Below are 14,311 nucleotides of genomic sequence, written 5' to 3'. Positions count from 1 at the left end.
GGTGGTTTGAAATGTTGAGCGTGCAAGTGATACTCCGGTGGCTGACACCTCGTGACGTTCAGGCATATGTGCTGTAACTGCCTCAAAACCACGAGCGGTTAATGGCTTGAGCAACGCGAGGCTAAGCACGTACAGACTATTGGAGCACTTGGCATACGACGTAGACCTCAGGCAAGACAGCCGAAGAGCCTCATAGTCTCTAGAGCGCTATTACTTCATAGTTGCCTGCTTCATTGACTTGATGAAAGCGGTGAGTTCGCGAGCTAAGCCATCACGGTCATCAATGCGGCAGCGGTACTCTTCTTCCTCGGTATCACCCGGGTCAGCAACGCAATACTTCTCAATGATGGCCACAGTAGCGCTACCGGTAATCGCACCATCAGCGCCATGATCGACAGCAGCGCGCACATGATCGGGGCGGGAAATACCGAAGCCCAACAGCACCGGCGTAGAGGTGTGAGAGCGAATCACATCAATAGCCGTATCCAGTGTTTCTGTGCCGGCCTCATGTTCTACACCGGTGACGCCAACGCGTGAGACAGCATAAATGTACCCCTCGGAAAGATCAGCAACCTGCTTGAGGGTCTGCGCGTTGGCGCTTGGCGGAGCGATAAAAACGCTATCTACGCCTGCCTCACGAGCCGCAGTCACAATCTGAGCGCTTTCACGCGTAGGTACATCAGGGATCAGGACGCTGTCCACGCCCACCTCGCGGCAACGCTGGTAGAAGTGACGTGTGCCCATGGAGAAAGGAACATTAGCGTAGACCAGCAGCCCCACAGGAATATCAGGGTGTTTGGTACGTAAGCGCTCAAGTGCCTCAAAGCAGGTTTCCATGGTGACCTGTGAGGCCAAACCACGCAGGTGAGAACGCTGAATGGTGGGACCATCGGCTACTGGATCAGAAAAAGGAATCCCCAATTCCAGAGCATCTGCGCCACCTTCAATCAAGGCGTCGATGATGGCCAAAGAATCATCAATGGAGGGATCACCCACCATGACGAAAGGGACAAGAGCCCCTTCTCGAGCCTGAGCTAAGCGGTCAAAAACAGGTGCGTAGCGAGACATCACAGGTCCTTTCCAATGCGGTCATCATGATTCTGACCCACGAGTTCAGCGGCGCGAGCAACAGCACCATCCTCAGAGAATGAACCGCCCAGTACCTGGCGGACTTGTTCAAGATCTTTATCGCCACGGCCGGATAGGCACACCACGATGACAGGAGCGGAACCATCGGAGGCCGTGAACTGTCCCTCCCTGGCCAGACGCAGTGCATAAGCCAAAGCGTGCGACGATTCCAGAGCAGGAATGATGCCCTCGTGACGGGACAGAGCAAGGAATGCCTCAATGGCTTCTTCGTCACCCACCGGCACATAGGTTGCTCGGCCACTGGCACTTAGCCATGAATGTTCAGGGCCCACGCCAGGGTAATCCAAGCCTGCAGACACGGAGTATGACTCACGAATCTGCCCCTCCGCTGTACGCATAAGGTACGAGCGAGCACCGTGGAGAACGCCAATCTTGCCGCCGTGGATCGGGGCGCCGTGCTCATCAGTATCAACACCGTGACCAGCAGGCTCAACGCCGAACAGAGCAACATCCTCATCATCGATGAAGTCAGCGAACATGCCGATGGCATTAGAACCACCACCCACACAGGCCACCACAGCATCAGGGAGGCGACCAATTTGGTCGAGTACCTGGGCGCGGGTTTCAGTAGAAATAACGCGGTGGAATTCACGCACCATCGTGGGGAAAGGGTGCGGGCCAGCCGCTGTGCCCAGCAGGTAGTGAGAGGTGGCGAAAGACGCCGTCCAATCGCGGAGTGCTTCATTAACCGCATCTTTCAGGGTGCCAGCACCAGCGGTAACAGGAACAACAGTCGCTCCCATGAGTTCCATACGTTCGACATTAGGTGCCTGGCGAACAACATCGGTGGCACCCATGTAAATGGTGCAGTCCAAACCTAAAAGAGCACAGACCATCGCCGTAGCAGTACCGTGCTGACCAGCCCCAGTTTCGGCGATGATACGCGTCTTACCCATGCGCTTTGCTAAAAGAGCCTGGCCAAGAACCTGATTACCCTTGTGCGCACCACCATGCACCAAATCCTCACGTTTAAGAAGGATGGTGGCCTGTCCATCAAGGGGAAGATTACGAGTACGAGTCAGGGGAGTGGGGCGACCCAAATACAGGCGAAGAAGATCGCGCACCTCCTTAATGAATGTTGGGTCATTGAGAGCATCCACGAGAGCTTCTTCCAACTGGTCTAACGCCGGAATTAACAACTGGGGGACGTACTGACCACCGAAAGGACCGAAGTATGCGGGAAGAGGAGTACCGGTCTGCGTTGACAGGTCTGGGTCTCCAGCGCCAGCAACCGTGGCCACAGAAGCCTCAGACTGATCGCCCTCAACTGCCTGCTGAACATCCGCAGCGTAACGAGCAGCCATCGCCTCACCGCGGCGTCGCATTTCTTCAGGGCTCCGTGGAGTCCACGCAGCAGTGACCGCCTGACGAGCAGCGTAAAGGGGACCCATAGTGGGCTGACCGCCAGCAAGAGTACGGGCAGCTGCGGCAGGATCATCGGAACCAGACAGGCTGGAACCCACTAGGACGGCGTCGACAAACGGAGCAACGCGCTCAATATCGTCACGGGACTTCACACCAGACTCAGCCACCAGCACCACGCCCGCAGGAGCCAGAGGAGCAAGTTCCTCCGTACGAGCAAGATCGGTTTCGAGTGTGCGCAGGTTGCGGTTGTTCACACCAATGATGCGAGCGCCTAACTCAGCAGCGCGCTGCATATGCTCAGGAGTGTCCACCTCAGTGAGGACATCCATGCCCAGGGAAGCAGCGAGGCCCGCAAGGTAGCGGTACTGCTCATCATCGAGGATAGCGAGCATAAGCAAGACGGCGTCGGCTCCGTGATAGCGGGCGGCCAGTACCTGAACAGGGTCAATGATGAAGTCTTTGCACAGCACCGGCAGATCCACAGAGTCACGTACGGCAGTCACATCAGCTAAGTCCCCACCGAAGCGGTCAGGCTCAGTGAGCACGCTGATAGCTGCTGCAACAGGAGCGTAGGAGCGGGCAAGGAGTGCGGCAGAGTAATCCGTGGCAATCTGACCGAGCGTGGGCGAAGCACTCTTACATTCCATGATGATGGCCGGTCCATGCTCACGTACTGCACCGTCAGCGCTCCGGGTACGTAGAGCATCTTCAAAACTTCGATTAGAACGGGGAAGTGTTGCGCGATCCAGCTCGGCGTACTGGTCGGTGAGTTCAGCAAGACGAGTACGTCGTTGGGCGACGATGGAATCAAGAACCGTACCTGATTCACGTAGTTCGTTCGGAACGGGGTTAAAGGGGCTCATGCTGATTATTCCTCAAATACGAGTAGTGCGAGATGGGCTGCCTTCAGGCACGAACCCGATTAATGATGGTGGTCAGATGCTGGGCGGGACGACCTGCACGCATGTGTTCCATGGCCATCGCAGTACCTTCCGCAATGGACTCAACGCGGTTTACCACGAACAGTGCGGCGCCCGCGTTCACAGCGACCGCATCCATATAGGCGTCGGTAGCAGTACCTTCAAGAATGGCACGAGTAATCTCGGCATTCTCCTGGGCATCTCCGCCGCGAGTAGAACTCTTAGGATGAGTGGAAATGCCCATCTCTTCAGGAGTGAGTGTAAGGGTGGAAATATTGCCGTTATCTACCAGGCGCATCTGGGTAGAACCGTGGACCGCAATTTCATCCATACCATCACCATGAACTACTAGTGCGCGGCTACGGCCTAACTCCATCATCGCCTGAGCAACCAGATCCATAAGGTCAGGATTGGCTACGCCCATCACCTGGTAGGACAGGGGAGCAGGGTTAATCAGAGGGCCAACGAGATTGAAAATTGTGGGACTGGCCAAAGCACGACGCACCGGCCCAACAAAACGCATAGCAGGGTGGTAGGCCTGGGCGAACAGGAAACAAAAGTTTGTCTCAGCAAGCAACTGAGCAGAGTCTTGGGGGGATGCTTCGAGGTCCAAGCCAAGTTCTTCAAGCACATCAGCAGCGCCGCAACGAGAAGATACTGAGCGGTTACCGTGTTTGGCTACGTGCACTCCCATGGAAGCGAGCACCAGACCAGCGGTGGTAGAGATATTAATGGAATGTGCGCCGTCGCCTCCGGTTCCCACGATGTCGATTAGGCCGTCAGCAACATCGGTGGGTTGCTCATAAGGGAAGTCTGTAGCGGCTTTACGAAAAACACGGGCTGTTGCGGCCAATTCGGTAGCAGTTTCACCACGCGCATGAAGGCCAGATAGGACAGCAGCAACCTGGATTTCACTGAGTTCGCCCCGGGTGAGGGCTTCCATGAGGGATTGGGTGTGGGAATCGTCAAGGCGTTCGCCGCAGATGATGGAACGAACCAGTGCGGGAACGGTGAGGTCGGTATTGATATTGGTAGCAGTCATGAGTGACGTCCTAGGGAAAAGTGCGAGGGGCGGTGATCAGAAACGTTGGGAGAGGCGAAGAATTCGCTTGCCATCGGGGTCTCAGAGGCGGGAGTGTGAGCGGAGTTGGAGTGGGACTCGCACGGATGAGTGGAATCGGCTGTTACTACGGCACTTTCAGAGGCTTGAGGCTGCCTGGTCAGGTACGCGATTAGCGCATTCATCATTGACGGACCTTGAGGTGTCAGTATCGACTCGGGATGGAACTGTACGCCCACCATTGGGGAAGTGCGGTGTGCGGCTGCCATGACGATGCTTTCACTAGTGGAGGCGAGAGCAACTAAGTCACTGGGCAGCTCGCGGGTACCAAGTGAGTGGTAGCGAGCCACATCGATGGTGAGAGCAGTATCACTCTCACGACGAGCATCGACGAGGTGAGCAAAACCAGGGTGCTTGACACCGTCATTCGTGAGGTTCACGGTCCATGTTTTGCCATGAATAGCAGGGACGCGGTCCACCGTGCCACCACAGGCTTCAACCATGGCCTGGAAACCTAAGCAAATGCCCAGAGTTGGAACATCAGACTCGATAGCCCACCTCACCATTTCCATGAGGCATCCACTGGTGCGCGGATGACCGGGGCCAGGCGAGAGACACAAGAGCGGACGGATACCCACAGCACGTTCGGCATCCGTGGGCTCAAGGGCGCGCTTAAAGGTCTCGGCAGGGGCAGAGTTGCGGTAGACGTCCACTTCGTGGCCTAGCGTGGTGAACAGATCAACCAAGTTGTAGGCAAAAGAATCATGATTATCTAACATAATCACACGCATGGACGTGCCTCCTTATCAATGACTAGGTCCACGCCCTGAGCGGCGGCAATGGCTTCAAGAACCGCACGTGCTTTGTGAACGGTTTCCATAGCTTCAGCATGAGGTTGAGAAGAACCCACCACGCCGGCGCCAGCCTGAACTAGAGCCTTGCCGTCACGGACGAAAGCGGAACGAATGACAATGCAAGTGTCGAGTTCACCATCGCCACGAAGATAACCAACGGCACCTCCATAACTGCCGCGGCGTTGGCCTTCATAGCGGCGAATAAGACTAGCTGCTGAAATCTTGGGGGCACCGGTGAGGGTCCCCATGGTCATTGAGGCACGTAGCGCATCAAGTGAATCAAGGTCCTCAGCTAACTGACCAGTGACTTCAGAGACCAGGTGCATGACGCGGCTGTAGCGGTCTACTCGTAACAGGGTGGTCACCTGTCGTGTACCGGGGGTGCTGACGCGAGCTACATCGTTGCGGGCAAGGTCTACGAGCATGAGATGCTCGGCCAACTCCTTGTTATCGGTACGCAATTCGAGTTCAAGGCGAGTATCACGCTCATGATCGATGGTGCCGTCAGGGTTCAGGCCGCGTGGGCGTGTACCGGCGATGGGGCGGATCGAGACCTCGTTAGTCGGTACGTGATAGAGCAAGGACGATTCAGGTGAGGCGCCGAACAGTTCACCTTCAGGAGTGGACAGGTAAAACATATAGGGGCTGGGGTTAGTTGCACGCAGGTGCGCGTAGGCCTCCATCGGATTGGGACAATTCATAACAAATCCGCGGCTGGGGACTACCTGGTAAATGTCACCATCAGCAATGTGGGCCTGCATCTGGGTCACCATGTGCTCAAAATCAGTATTGCTGACTGTGGGGCAAGCGTGAATGATGTCTTGGCTTCCAGTCTCCTCACCGTTTTCTTCTGCCGACGCCGCGGCAACGGTTTCGCTGACCTGTTCACCAGAGGCGGTAGCGAAGGAAGAAATTGAGGCAGCGAGTTCATCGAGGCGCCGATTAATGTAGTCACCATCGTAAGAAGCGCCAACGAGGGAAATCGTGGCACTGGTGTGGTCAGTGACCATGATGATGGCAGCGTCATAGAAAAGATAGTCAGGCCATGTGTTGGCACCATCGTCAACAGGGGGAAGATCTTCGATGGAATCCAGGTAGTCAAAAGCGAAAGAGCCTGCGATGAGAGGAAGGTGTGGGTGGTCTACTTCTGCGTGAGCCAAGAGACGCAGAGGGGCTAGGGTGGACAGGCTTTTGAGGCGAGAGCGTTCATCCATTTCTGATTCTTTGACTGAATCAATATGAAGGATGAGGCGGGTATCGGACTGTTCAACGACGTGTTCAGCCAATTCGTTAGCCAGGCGATGAATACTGGAGGAGGAATCGTCGGATGAACCCACGGCGTCGACAATCACCTTAGGGCCACGGCATGTGAGGCGAACTGTAGAGTCGAGAACCGCGATGGACGTAAGCGACTGCTTTGACGCAATGTCTGCTGAGTCGAGAACTACGCAGTCGGTGGGGCGACCATCATGAGAAGCAATGAGTTCCTGATTAACTAAGTGGCGCACGATGGCGGTGGAATCGGGATGATAGGACACCTGGCGCGTAGCGACTACAGGTGGGGTGATCGCGTCACAAGATCTCATCAAAACGTTCCTCTCATAGTTCGGCTCTCTCCATTCGGGCCTCATGAGAAAAACGTGGGCCCGCCTAGAAGGCGAGCCCGCAAAAGCAGATGACGGTTGCGTAGTGGCTCGCCTTAGCGGAGCCACCACCATGCTTGGCTACATGTCAACGTCATAGCGGCAGGCTATCGTGCTAGTACGTGCATTCGCAAATTATTTGCATACTGCTTCCAAGCACTCATTCCAGATAGACTAGAGGGGATGTGTCATGCACATCGTTGAAGCGGACTACCGACGTAGAGGAGACCACCGTGTCTGAGGCCCCAATTACCAACGCAGCCGAGGGGTCATACCCCACCAAGCCGCGTTCCGGTCACCCCTCGAAAGTTGCCATCATCGGCGCCGGCGCAGTGGGTTCCACCCTCGCCTACGCATGTGTGATGAAGGGTGTTGCCCGTGAAGTCGTTTTGCAGGACATTGCCAAGGAAAAGGTTGAGGCTGAAGCACTCGATATTGCCCATGGCATTCAGTTCACTCCTGCCGCCTCGGTGGCTGGTAGTGATGATGTAGAGATTTGCCGCGATGCGGACGTTGTGGTGATTACTGCAGGTGCTAAGCAGAAGCCTGGCCAATCTCGTCTTGATTTGGCAGGTGCCACCGTGGGCATTATGGAAAAGATTCTGCCCAACCTGCTCAAGGTTGCTCCTAACGCTGTTTACATTCTCGTGGCCAACCCTGTCGATGTGGTCACCTATTGTTCTTTGAAGATTTCTGGTTTGCCGGAGAATCAGATGTTCGGTTCCGGTACGGTGCTGGATACCTCACGCCTGCGTTACCTTGTCAGCCTCGAAACCGGTACGGCTGTTCAGAACATCCACGGCTATATTGCCGGTGAACACGGTGACTCTGAGGTTCCCCTCTGGTCCAGTGCACAGATCGGTGGCGTTCCCCTCCAGCATTGGGGGCCCACCATTGACGGCGGATTCTTCGATCAGGCTAAGCGTGACCGTATCGCTCACGATGTGGTCCGTTCTGCTTACCGCATCATCGAAGGCAAGGGCGCAACTAACTATGCTGTGGGCCTGGCTGTTTCCCGCATCATCGGTGCTGTGCTCAACGATGAGGAACGCGTGCTTACTGTTTCCCCGCTGCTCGATCAGTGGCATGGCATCTCTGATGTCTGCATGGCCGTCCCCACCATCGTGGGTCGTGAAGGTGCAGGCCGCCGTCTTGACCTTCCTCTCACCCTCGATGAGCGCGATCGCTTGACCGCTTCCGCTGAGCGCCTGCGCTCCGTCGCACGAGGCTTGGGGTACTGAGTTCGCCTGTGAGGCTTTATTAGTCTGAAAAAACGTGTGGTGGTGATGACCTGCGGGTCATCACCACCACACGTTTATATGAGGCTGAATTTATCGAGAACACTCTGAAGTACTGTTCTGCCTGACTTGATTGCGGGGTACTTGGACATTCGCGACCGGTGACTATCGGATAGCGCGGAGGACGGAGACGACCTTGCCCATGATCTGGGCGTGATCGGCGGGGATGGGCGCGTAGTTCTCATTGCGGGGGAGGAGCCACTGGTGGCCATCCTTGCGAGAAAGCACCTTAATGGTGGCGCTGGAGCCATCAACATCGTCCAGCATCGCGGCAACGATATCTCCGACGTTGGCATCATTTTGACGGCGAACAACCACCCAGTCACCATCACAAATTGCGGCTTCAATCATTGAGTCGCCGTTAACTTCGAGCATGAACAGTTCGCCGTCGCCAGTCAGGCGGCGGGGGAGTGCCATGACATCGTCAACATCCTGCTCAGCAAGAATCGGAGCGCCGGCAGCGACGCGACCGACAAGAGGAACGGCTACTGGAGCATCGACTTCATAGCGATCCGCCCAAGGGCCGGTGACCACCACATGGGCTTGGCCTGACTCGCTGTCATCATCAGAGGAGGCTGCGTTTGACTCTTCCTGAATAGATTCGTCCATCACGACTTCAATAGTGCGTGGACGGTGGGGGTCACGGCGGAGTAGACCCATGTCTTCCAGTTTGGTCAACTGATGCTTCACCGAGGAAGGGCTAGAGAGGCCGACTCGGCTACCGATCTCACGGAGTGAAGGCGGGTAGCCCAACTCGTTAACTTGTTCGACGATGGCGTCATAAATCGCACGCGAACGCGCATCAAGCGATTCGCGGCGTTCAGCAATGGTGGGCTGATCGCTGTGCGATGCGCGGGTGGATGAATCCTGAGTCATGAGGAACTCCTTGACTTCGGGTGCGACGTACAAACCATGACCGGAATAAATGTCAGTGGTCTGCTGTGTGCTTGTGTCACAAGCCTAAAGGGAAACGAACACACTTTCAAACATTTGTTCGAAAAATAGTAGACGTTTCGAAAAATAGGAGTTAGGCTATCGAACAGATGTTCGTCGAACATACGTTCTATCAGGAGGGCATAATGACCGCACTACCCATTTCCGCACAGCCCACAGCGCTGCGTCTTCAGGGTGTTGCGTCCGCAAATGAGAAGGCAGTACGTGATGCTCAGGGACGTCGTGCACATCTTCGCTTGGTAACTCCTGAACTCGTTGATGAGATTGCTGCCTCTCAGGTTAAGTGTCCAGAACATGTTGATATGGACAGTCTTTCTCTGTCGATGAATGTCGCTGACCTGGCACCTAACCATCCTGCTGTTCGTGCCGCCCAGGCTCGTCGCCTCGCAGTTGAACGAGAATCTCTGCAGCCTGAGCCCAAGCGAGTAGTTCGTGCCGGACAGAATCGTCCTGCATCTCAGGTGATGGGTTCACATACTCAGCGTCCTGCTGTTCATGCTCGTCCTCGTGTACTCGCCCAGCGTGAAGTTACCGCGCGTCGTGAAGCCGTCCGTATGGCCTACACTGCGCAGGACGTTTCGTTCCAGCAGACAACAGTATCTGCCCCGCACGGTCAGATTCGCAAGGGCATCATTGCTGCTCTTGCTTCTGCTCTTAACGTGAGTGACAAACTTGTTCGAGGCGTTGTTGCCGCAATGTTTGTTGTCATGGCTTGCCTCGGTGCGGGCTATGCAGGAGCTGCTCTGACCAGCGAGGTCACTCCTCAGGAAGCAACGGCTGTAACTGTGGTCCGCCCCGGCCAAACCCTTTGGGACATTGCCGAAGCAACCGGTAGCGAGAATATTGCTCAAACTGTCGCTCGCATTGCCGAACTGAACAATCTTCAGTCCTCCACCATTGAAGCGGGTCAGCAGTTGGTCATTCCCTTGACCGGCGAAGCAATGCTCGCAGAAGGCAACTGAACTTAGTTCGTTGTTTTACTCCATCTCAGGGTTTCCGCTTGATATGCGCGTAATTGTGAGGAGGGGAGGAATCTGATGTGCAACATCACCGGGAGCGACGGGGTGATCGCTGTGCGTTTCTCACAGCGGAATTGTGAGCGGCGGTAGAGACGAATTTCCTGAGGAACAGTGAACGCGTTTGCATGAAGGTGCTCACGTTGCCTACCGTGGACACCTAAGTCACTCACTGTCCAAGGAGCCCGCGGTGCATTGCCCCTTCTGCCGAAACACGGATTCGCGTGTGGTCGACTCTCGAACCGCAGAAGATGGGATGTCAATTCGGCGCAGACGAGAATGCCCTCAGTGTGGTCGTCGTTTCACCACCACAGAGACCTCGAGTCTCTCGGTGAAGAAACGCTCCGGGGTGATCGAACCGTTTAGTCGTGACAAAGTCATCGTCGGTGTGCGCCGCGCATGCCAAGGTCGCCCCGTCACCGATGATCAACTCGCATTCTTGGCCCATAAGGTTGAAGAAGCGGTGCGCGCAACTGGTCAAGCACAGATCGATTCTCATGACATCGGCTTGGCTATTCTCGGCCCACTTCGTGAACTGGACGAAGTCGCCTACCTTCGCTTCGCCTCGGTGTATTCATCCTTCGATTCGCTCGACGATTTCGCGGCAGCAATCGAAGACCTGCGCAAATCACACACTGGCTGAGATTCGCGAAAAGTTCGCAAGTATTCGATTCGCCGTCAACTACGGGCGGCTATCGATAGCGTCGACCAGGCGCTCAACTAAGTGAGGCCAGGTCCACTGCTCCTCCATGAGTTTGCGACCAGCAATGCCCATGCGTGCCGCCTTCTGCGGATCTCCAAGCAGTGTCACTAGCGCGTCAACTAATTGATCCTCATCGCGGCCATTGACCACAAGGCCAGTCTCGCCTTCGATGACAGTTTCAGGTGCGCCACCAGAATCACCAGCAATTACTGGAATCTCACAGGCACTGGCCTCAAGGAACACAATGCCCAGACCTTCAAGGTCCAAGCCACCCCAACGAGTGCGGCACGGCATGGCGAAGACATCAGCCATAGCTACGTGGGCAGGCAACTGATCGTAATCAACAGGACCAGTCAAAATGATGTGGTCACGAACTGGGCTCTTGCGCTTCAACATCGCCAAGTGCTTGGCGTATGCACCCCAGCCCACAATGACCAGACGAGCATCAGAAATCTGCTCCACCACACGGGGCCACGCTTCGATGAGCGCATCCTGACCTTTTCGAGGAACCAAGCGAGATACGCAGACAGCCGTAGGAGCTTCTCCGATCCCGTACTTTTTACGTAACTGCAGACGCTTACGCCCCTGGGGGTGGAATCGATCAATATCAATGCCGCTAGGTAAATGAACCACCGGCTTGTTACCGATGTGTTTGCTCAACTTTGACAAAGTGTACTGAGAGATATACGTAATAACGTCCGCATCAGCGAAAATTTTCTTCACTGCGGCGTGACCGCCAGGAACCATGCCCCACCCAATTTCGTGACCATGGGTAGTGGCAATAACTTTCGTGGCTCCCGCCTTCTTTGCTGCGCCACCAAGCAGACCCATTGGGGCGGCGGCACCGAACCACACGGTCTCTATATGTTTTTCCTCAATAATGCGACGCATCTGTGCAGCAACATCAGGAGTAGGAAGAAGCATTGATGTTTTCATGCGGTGCACATCAAATGGTGCCTGAGCATCCCACTCTTGGCCCGCCTCAACACCGTCAGGGCCTGGGGGAGTAGAACACAGAACAGTGAGTGCTTCTGAATCAAGGCGCCGTGTGTAATCGTCAAGATACGACTGGATGCCACCAACAACAGGTGGAAAATCATTTGTAATCAGTAGCGTTTGGCGCATAGCCCCTATCCTTCATGAGCAGAAGCCACGATATCGCTCAATCGTTTTCCTGCAGCAATAAGCGTAGCGCCATGAACACGTCCGGGCTGACGTCCCATGCGGTCAATCGGGCCGGAAATCGAGATAGCAGCAATTACGTGACCGTGAGCGTTACGGACCGGAGCACTGACCGAGGCGACTCCTGGTTCGCGTTCAGCGACGGACTGAGCCCACCCGCGGCGTCGAACAGCGGAAAGCATCGTGGCAGTGAAATGAGCATTTTGAAGACCTCGATGCAGGCGTTCAGGTTCCTCCCACGCAAGGAGGATCTGGGCCGCAGAACCCGCAAGCATGGATAAAGTGGCACCCACGGGAATTGAGTCGCGTAAACCTACGGGGCGCTCGGCATTTGCTACGCAAATGCGCATATCACCTTGGCGTCGGTACAGTTGGGCAGATTCGTGAGTTTTATCGCGTAGCGCAACTAGCACTGGACCCGCGGCAGCAAGAAGATGATCTTCGCCAGCAGATGCGGCTAACTCAGTGATACGAGGACCAAGAACAAAACGGCCATGGGCGTCACGCGTAACTAGGCGGTGATACTCAAGTGCGACAGAAATACGATGAGCAGTAGGGCGAGCCAAACCTGTGGCGCTAACCAACTGGGCTAAAGTAGCGGGCCCGGCCTCTAAAGCGGTGAGAACAGTAGCGGCCTTATCGATGACTCCGACGCCGCTACCACCGTCGTCCGACATAGTGTCCATACTCTGATACTGCCATTCCACTTATTGAGATTTCAAGTGTAAGCAGGCACACGCAAAATAAATGAAGTAATTGGCCTAGAGCCGATATTCTTGGACGAGCCGGTTATGGTCAACCACACCGGCGAGAAATAGGAGGTTCGTCATGGTCGATGGTGTGCTGAAGGTTGAAGGTTCACGCCCACTACACGGTGAAATTACCGTTCGAGGAGCAAAGAACCTCGTCCCGAAAGCCATGGTGGCTGCACTCTTAGGAGAAAGCCAATCCACCATTCGCAACGCCCCCATGATCCGTGACGTGGAAGTAGTCAGTGCATTGCTGCGCATTCACGGTGTAACCGTGGATATCGACCAGAACGCAGGCGTGCTCTATCTTGACCCCACAGACGTGGAGAGTGCCCAGATTGCTGATATCGGTCGTCATGCGGGATCCTCCCGTATTCCGATCCTCCTGTGTGGTCCGCTCCTTCATCGACTCGGCAAAGCCTTCATTCCCGACCTTGGTGGTTGCCACATTGGTGACCGTCCCGTGGATTTCCACCTTCAAATCCTTCAGAATTTTGGTGCGACAATTGACCGCTCTGATGGTGGACTCACTTTGTCTGCCCCTCGTCGCCTACGTGGCACCAAGATTGAACTGCCCTATCCCTCCGTCGGTGCTACTGAACAGACTCTTCTTGCGGCAGTGCGAGCCGAGGGCATTACCGTCCTTCACGGCGCAGCAGTCGAACCTGAAATCATCGACCTCATTGACGTGCTGCAGAAGATGGGCGCCATCATCAGTGTGGACACTGACCGCACCATCACCATTGAAGGCGTGGACCACCTCACCGGTTTCACCCACGTTGCTCTGCCTGACCGTATCGAAGCCGCCTCCTGGGCGAGTGCTGCACTGGCCACACACGGCGATATTTTCGTCCGTGGAGCACGTCAAACCGCCATGTCCACCTTCCTCAACATCTACCGTAAGGTTGGTGGCGCATTCGATGTGCACGATGATGGCATTCGTTTCTACCACCCCGGTGGCCAACTACGTTCCCAGGCCTTGGAAACCAATGTCCACCCCGGCTTCATGACTGACTGGCAGCAGCCTCTCGTGGTGGCACTGACCCAGGCCCAAGGCCTGTCCATCGTTCACGAAACGGTGTACGAAAACCGCTTCGGCTTCACTGAGGCCCTCAACAAAATGGGCGCCAATATCCAGGTCTACCGCGAGTGTCTGGGAGGTGCGAAGTGCCGCTTTGGAGCTCAAAACTTTTACCACTCTGCAGTCATCTCCGGACCCACGCCACTGCATGGCGCAGATATCGAAGTGCCTGACCTTCGTGGCGGTTTTTCCCACCTCATCGCTGCACTGTCAGCTGAAGGTACTAGCCACGTTTCGGGCATTAACCTCATCGACCGCGGATACGAACGCTTCATGGAAAAACTTGAGGCTCTCGACGCACGAGTGGAGCGCATCAAGTGAATACCTCAGTGCCCGG

At 55.6% G+C, this 14,311-nt stretch carries 12 protein-coding genes; 4 read left to right on the top strand and 8 right to left on the bottom strand.

Features of this window, described 5'->3' with window-relative positions; all coding sequences use genetic code 11:
- Positions 1-210: 210 nt before the first annotated feature.
- The 5 genes from trpA to A9753_RS07790 are packed head-to-tail and all read right to left on the bottom strand — an operon-like array spanning position 211 to position 6,934.
- A complete protein-coding gene (gene trpA / locus A9753_RS07810; protein ID WP_067782837.1) occupies positions 211-1,068 on the bottom strand; it encodes a tryptophan synthase subunit alpha in 858 nt (285 codons plus the stop codon).
- Positions 1,068-3,377, bottom strand: a complete 2,310-nt coding sequence (trpB, locus tag A9753_RS09470; protein WP_083090412.1) for a tryptophan synthase subunit beta — start codon at positions 3,375-3,377, stop codon at positions 1,068-1,070. The genes trpA and trpB overlap by 1 nt, the downstream gene beginning before the upstream one ends.
- A 43-nt stretch (positions 3,378-3,420) precedes the next feature.
- Positions 3,421-4,476 (bottom strand): anthranilate phosphoribosyltransferase, encoded by a 1,056-nt coding sequence (trpD, locus tag A9753_RS07800; protein WP_067782834.1) that lies wholly within the window; start codon positions 4,474-4,476, stop codon positions 3,421-3,423.
- Positions 4,473-5,285, bottom strand: coding sequence for a glutamine amidotransferase-related protein (locus A9753_RS07795; protein WP_067782831.1), 813 nt, complete (start codon positions 5,283-5,285; stop codon positions 4,473-4,475). The genes trpD and A9753_RS07795 overlap by 4 nt, the downstream gene beginning before the upstream one ends.
- Positions 5,276-6,934 (bottom strand): anthranilate synthase component 1, encoded by a 1,659-nt coding sequence (locus A9753_RS07790; protein WP_067782828.1) that lies wholly within the window; start codon positions 6,932-6,934, stop codon positions 5,276-5,278. The genes A9753_RS07795 and A9753_RS07790 overlap by 10 nt, the downstream gene beginning before the upstream one ends.
- A gap of 290 nt (positions 6,935-7,224) precedes the next feature.
- Between A9753_RS07790 and A9753_RS07785 the strand changes: the two genes are divergently transcribed.
- Positions 7,225-8,232 (top strand): L-lactate dehydrogenase, encoded by a 1,008-nt coding sequence (locus A9753_RS07785; protein WP_067782825.1) that lies wholly within the window; start codon positions 7,225-7,227, stop codon positions 8,230-8,232.
- A gap of 162 nt (positions 8,233-8,394) precedes the next feature.
- Here the strand turns inward: A9753_RS07785 and lexA are convergent, their stop codons facing one another.
- Positions 8,395-9,165, bottom strand: coding sequence for a transcriptional repressor LexA (gene lexA / locus A9753_RS07780; protein ID WP_083090411.1), 771 nt, complete (start codon positions 9,163-9,165; stop codon positions 8,395-8,397).
- 203 nt (positions 9,166-9,368) lie between these two features.
- Here lexA and A9753_RS10070 point away from each other — a divergent pair, with 203 nt between their 5' ends.
- Together A9753_RS10070 and nrdR are read left to right on the top strand one after the other, a co-directional pair.
- On the top strand, positions 9,369-10,205 hold the full coding sequence (locus tag A9753_RS10070) for a LysM peptidoglycan-binding domain-containing protein (RefSeq protein ID WP_245637412.1): 837 nt from the start codon (positions 9,369-9,371) through the stop codon (positions 10,203-10,205).
- Between the two features lie 244 nt (positions 10,206-10,449).
- Positions 10,450-10,902 carry a transcriptional regulator NrdR gene (gene nrdR / locus A9753_RS07770; protein ID WP_067782822.1) on the top strand — a complete coding sequence of 151 codons (453 nt, stop codon included), beginning with the start codon at positions 10,450-10,452 and terminating at the stop codon, positions 10,900-10,902.
- Between the two features lie 39 nt (positions 10,903-10,941).
- Here nrdR and A9753_RS07765 read toward each other — a convergent pair whose 3' ends face one another.
- Complete coding sequence (locus tag A9753_RS07765; protein WP_067782819.1) at positions 10,942-12,087, bottom strand: glycosyltransferase family 4 protein; 1,146 nt, start codon at positions 12,085-12,087, stop codon at positions 10,942-10,944.
- A gap of 5 nt (positions 12,088-12,092) precedes the next feature.
- Positions 12,093-12,830, bottom strand: coding sequence for an IclR family transcriptional regulator (locus A9753_RS07760; protein WP_067783368.1), 738 nt, complete (start codon positions 12,828-12,830; stop codon positions 12,093-12,095).
- A gap of 142 nt (positions 12,831-12,972) precedes the next feature.
- On the opposite strand from A9753_RS07760, the gene murA reads away from it, so the two are divergent.
- Positions 12,973-14,295 carry a UDP-N-acetylglucosamine 1-carboxyvinyltransferase gene (murA, locus tag A9753_RS07755; protein ID WP_067782816.1) on the top strand — a complete coding sequence of 441 codons (1,323 nt, stop codon included), beginning with the start codon at positions 12,973-12,975 and terminating at the stop codon, positions 14,293-14,295.
- Positions 14,296-14,311 lie beyond the last annotated feature (16 nt).

It is taken from the genome of Actinomyces vulturis (assembly GCF_001687305.1).
In the GTDB taxonomy this organism is placed as follows: Bacteria; Actinomycetota; Actinomycetes; order Actinomycetales; family Actinomycetaceae; genus Actinomyces; species Actinomyces vulturis.
The sequence above is the reverse complement of the archived record's forward strand: the minus strand, read 5'-3'. Positions and strand labels throughout refer to the sequence as shown.

Excerpts from the sequence above, each read along its gene's own strand:
- trpD (WP_067782834.1), bottom strand. The coding sequence starts at position 4,476 with ATGACTGCTACCAATATCAATACCGACCTCACCGTTCCCGCACTGGTT.
- A9753_RS07790 (WP_067782828.1), bottom strand. The coding sequence starts at position 6,934 with ATGAGATCTTGTGACGCGATCACCCCACCTGTAGTCGCTACGCGCCAG.
- trpA (WP_067782837.1), bottom strand. The coding sequence starts at position 1,068 with ATGTCTCGCTACGCACCTGTTTTTGACCGCTTAGCTCAGGCTCGAGAA.
- lexA (WP_083090411.1), bottom strand. The coding sequence starts at position 9,165 with ATGACTCAGGATTCATCCACCCGCGCATCGCACAGCGATCAGCCCACC.
- trpB (WP_083090412.1), bottom strand. The coding sequence starts at position 3,377 with ATGAGCCCCTTTAACCCCGTTCCGAACGAACTACGTGAATCAGGTACG.
- A9753_RS07795 (WP_067782831.1), bottom strand. The coding sequence starts at position 5,285 with ATGCGTGTGATTATGTTAGATAATCATGATTCTTTTGCCTACAACTTG.
- A9753_RS10070 (WP_245637412.1), top strand. The coding sequence starts at position 9,369 with ATGACCGCACTACCCATTTCCGCACAGCCCACAGCGCTGCGTCTTCAG.
- murA (WP_067782816.1), top strand. The coding sequence starts at position 12,973 with ATGGTCGATGGTGTGCTGAAGGTTGAAGGTTCACGCCCACTACACGGT.
- A9753_RS07765 (WP_067782819.1), bottom strand. The coding sequence starts at position 12,087 with ATGCGCCAAACGCTACTGATTACAAATGATTTTCCACCTGTTGTTGGT.
- A9753_RS07760 (WP_067783368.1), bottom strand. The coding sequence starts at position 12,830 with ATGGACACTATGTCGGACGACGGTGGTAGCGGCGTCGGAGTCATCGAT.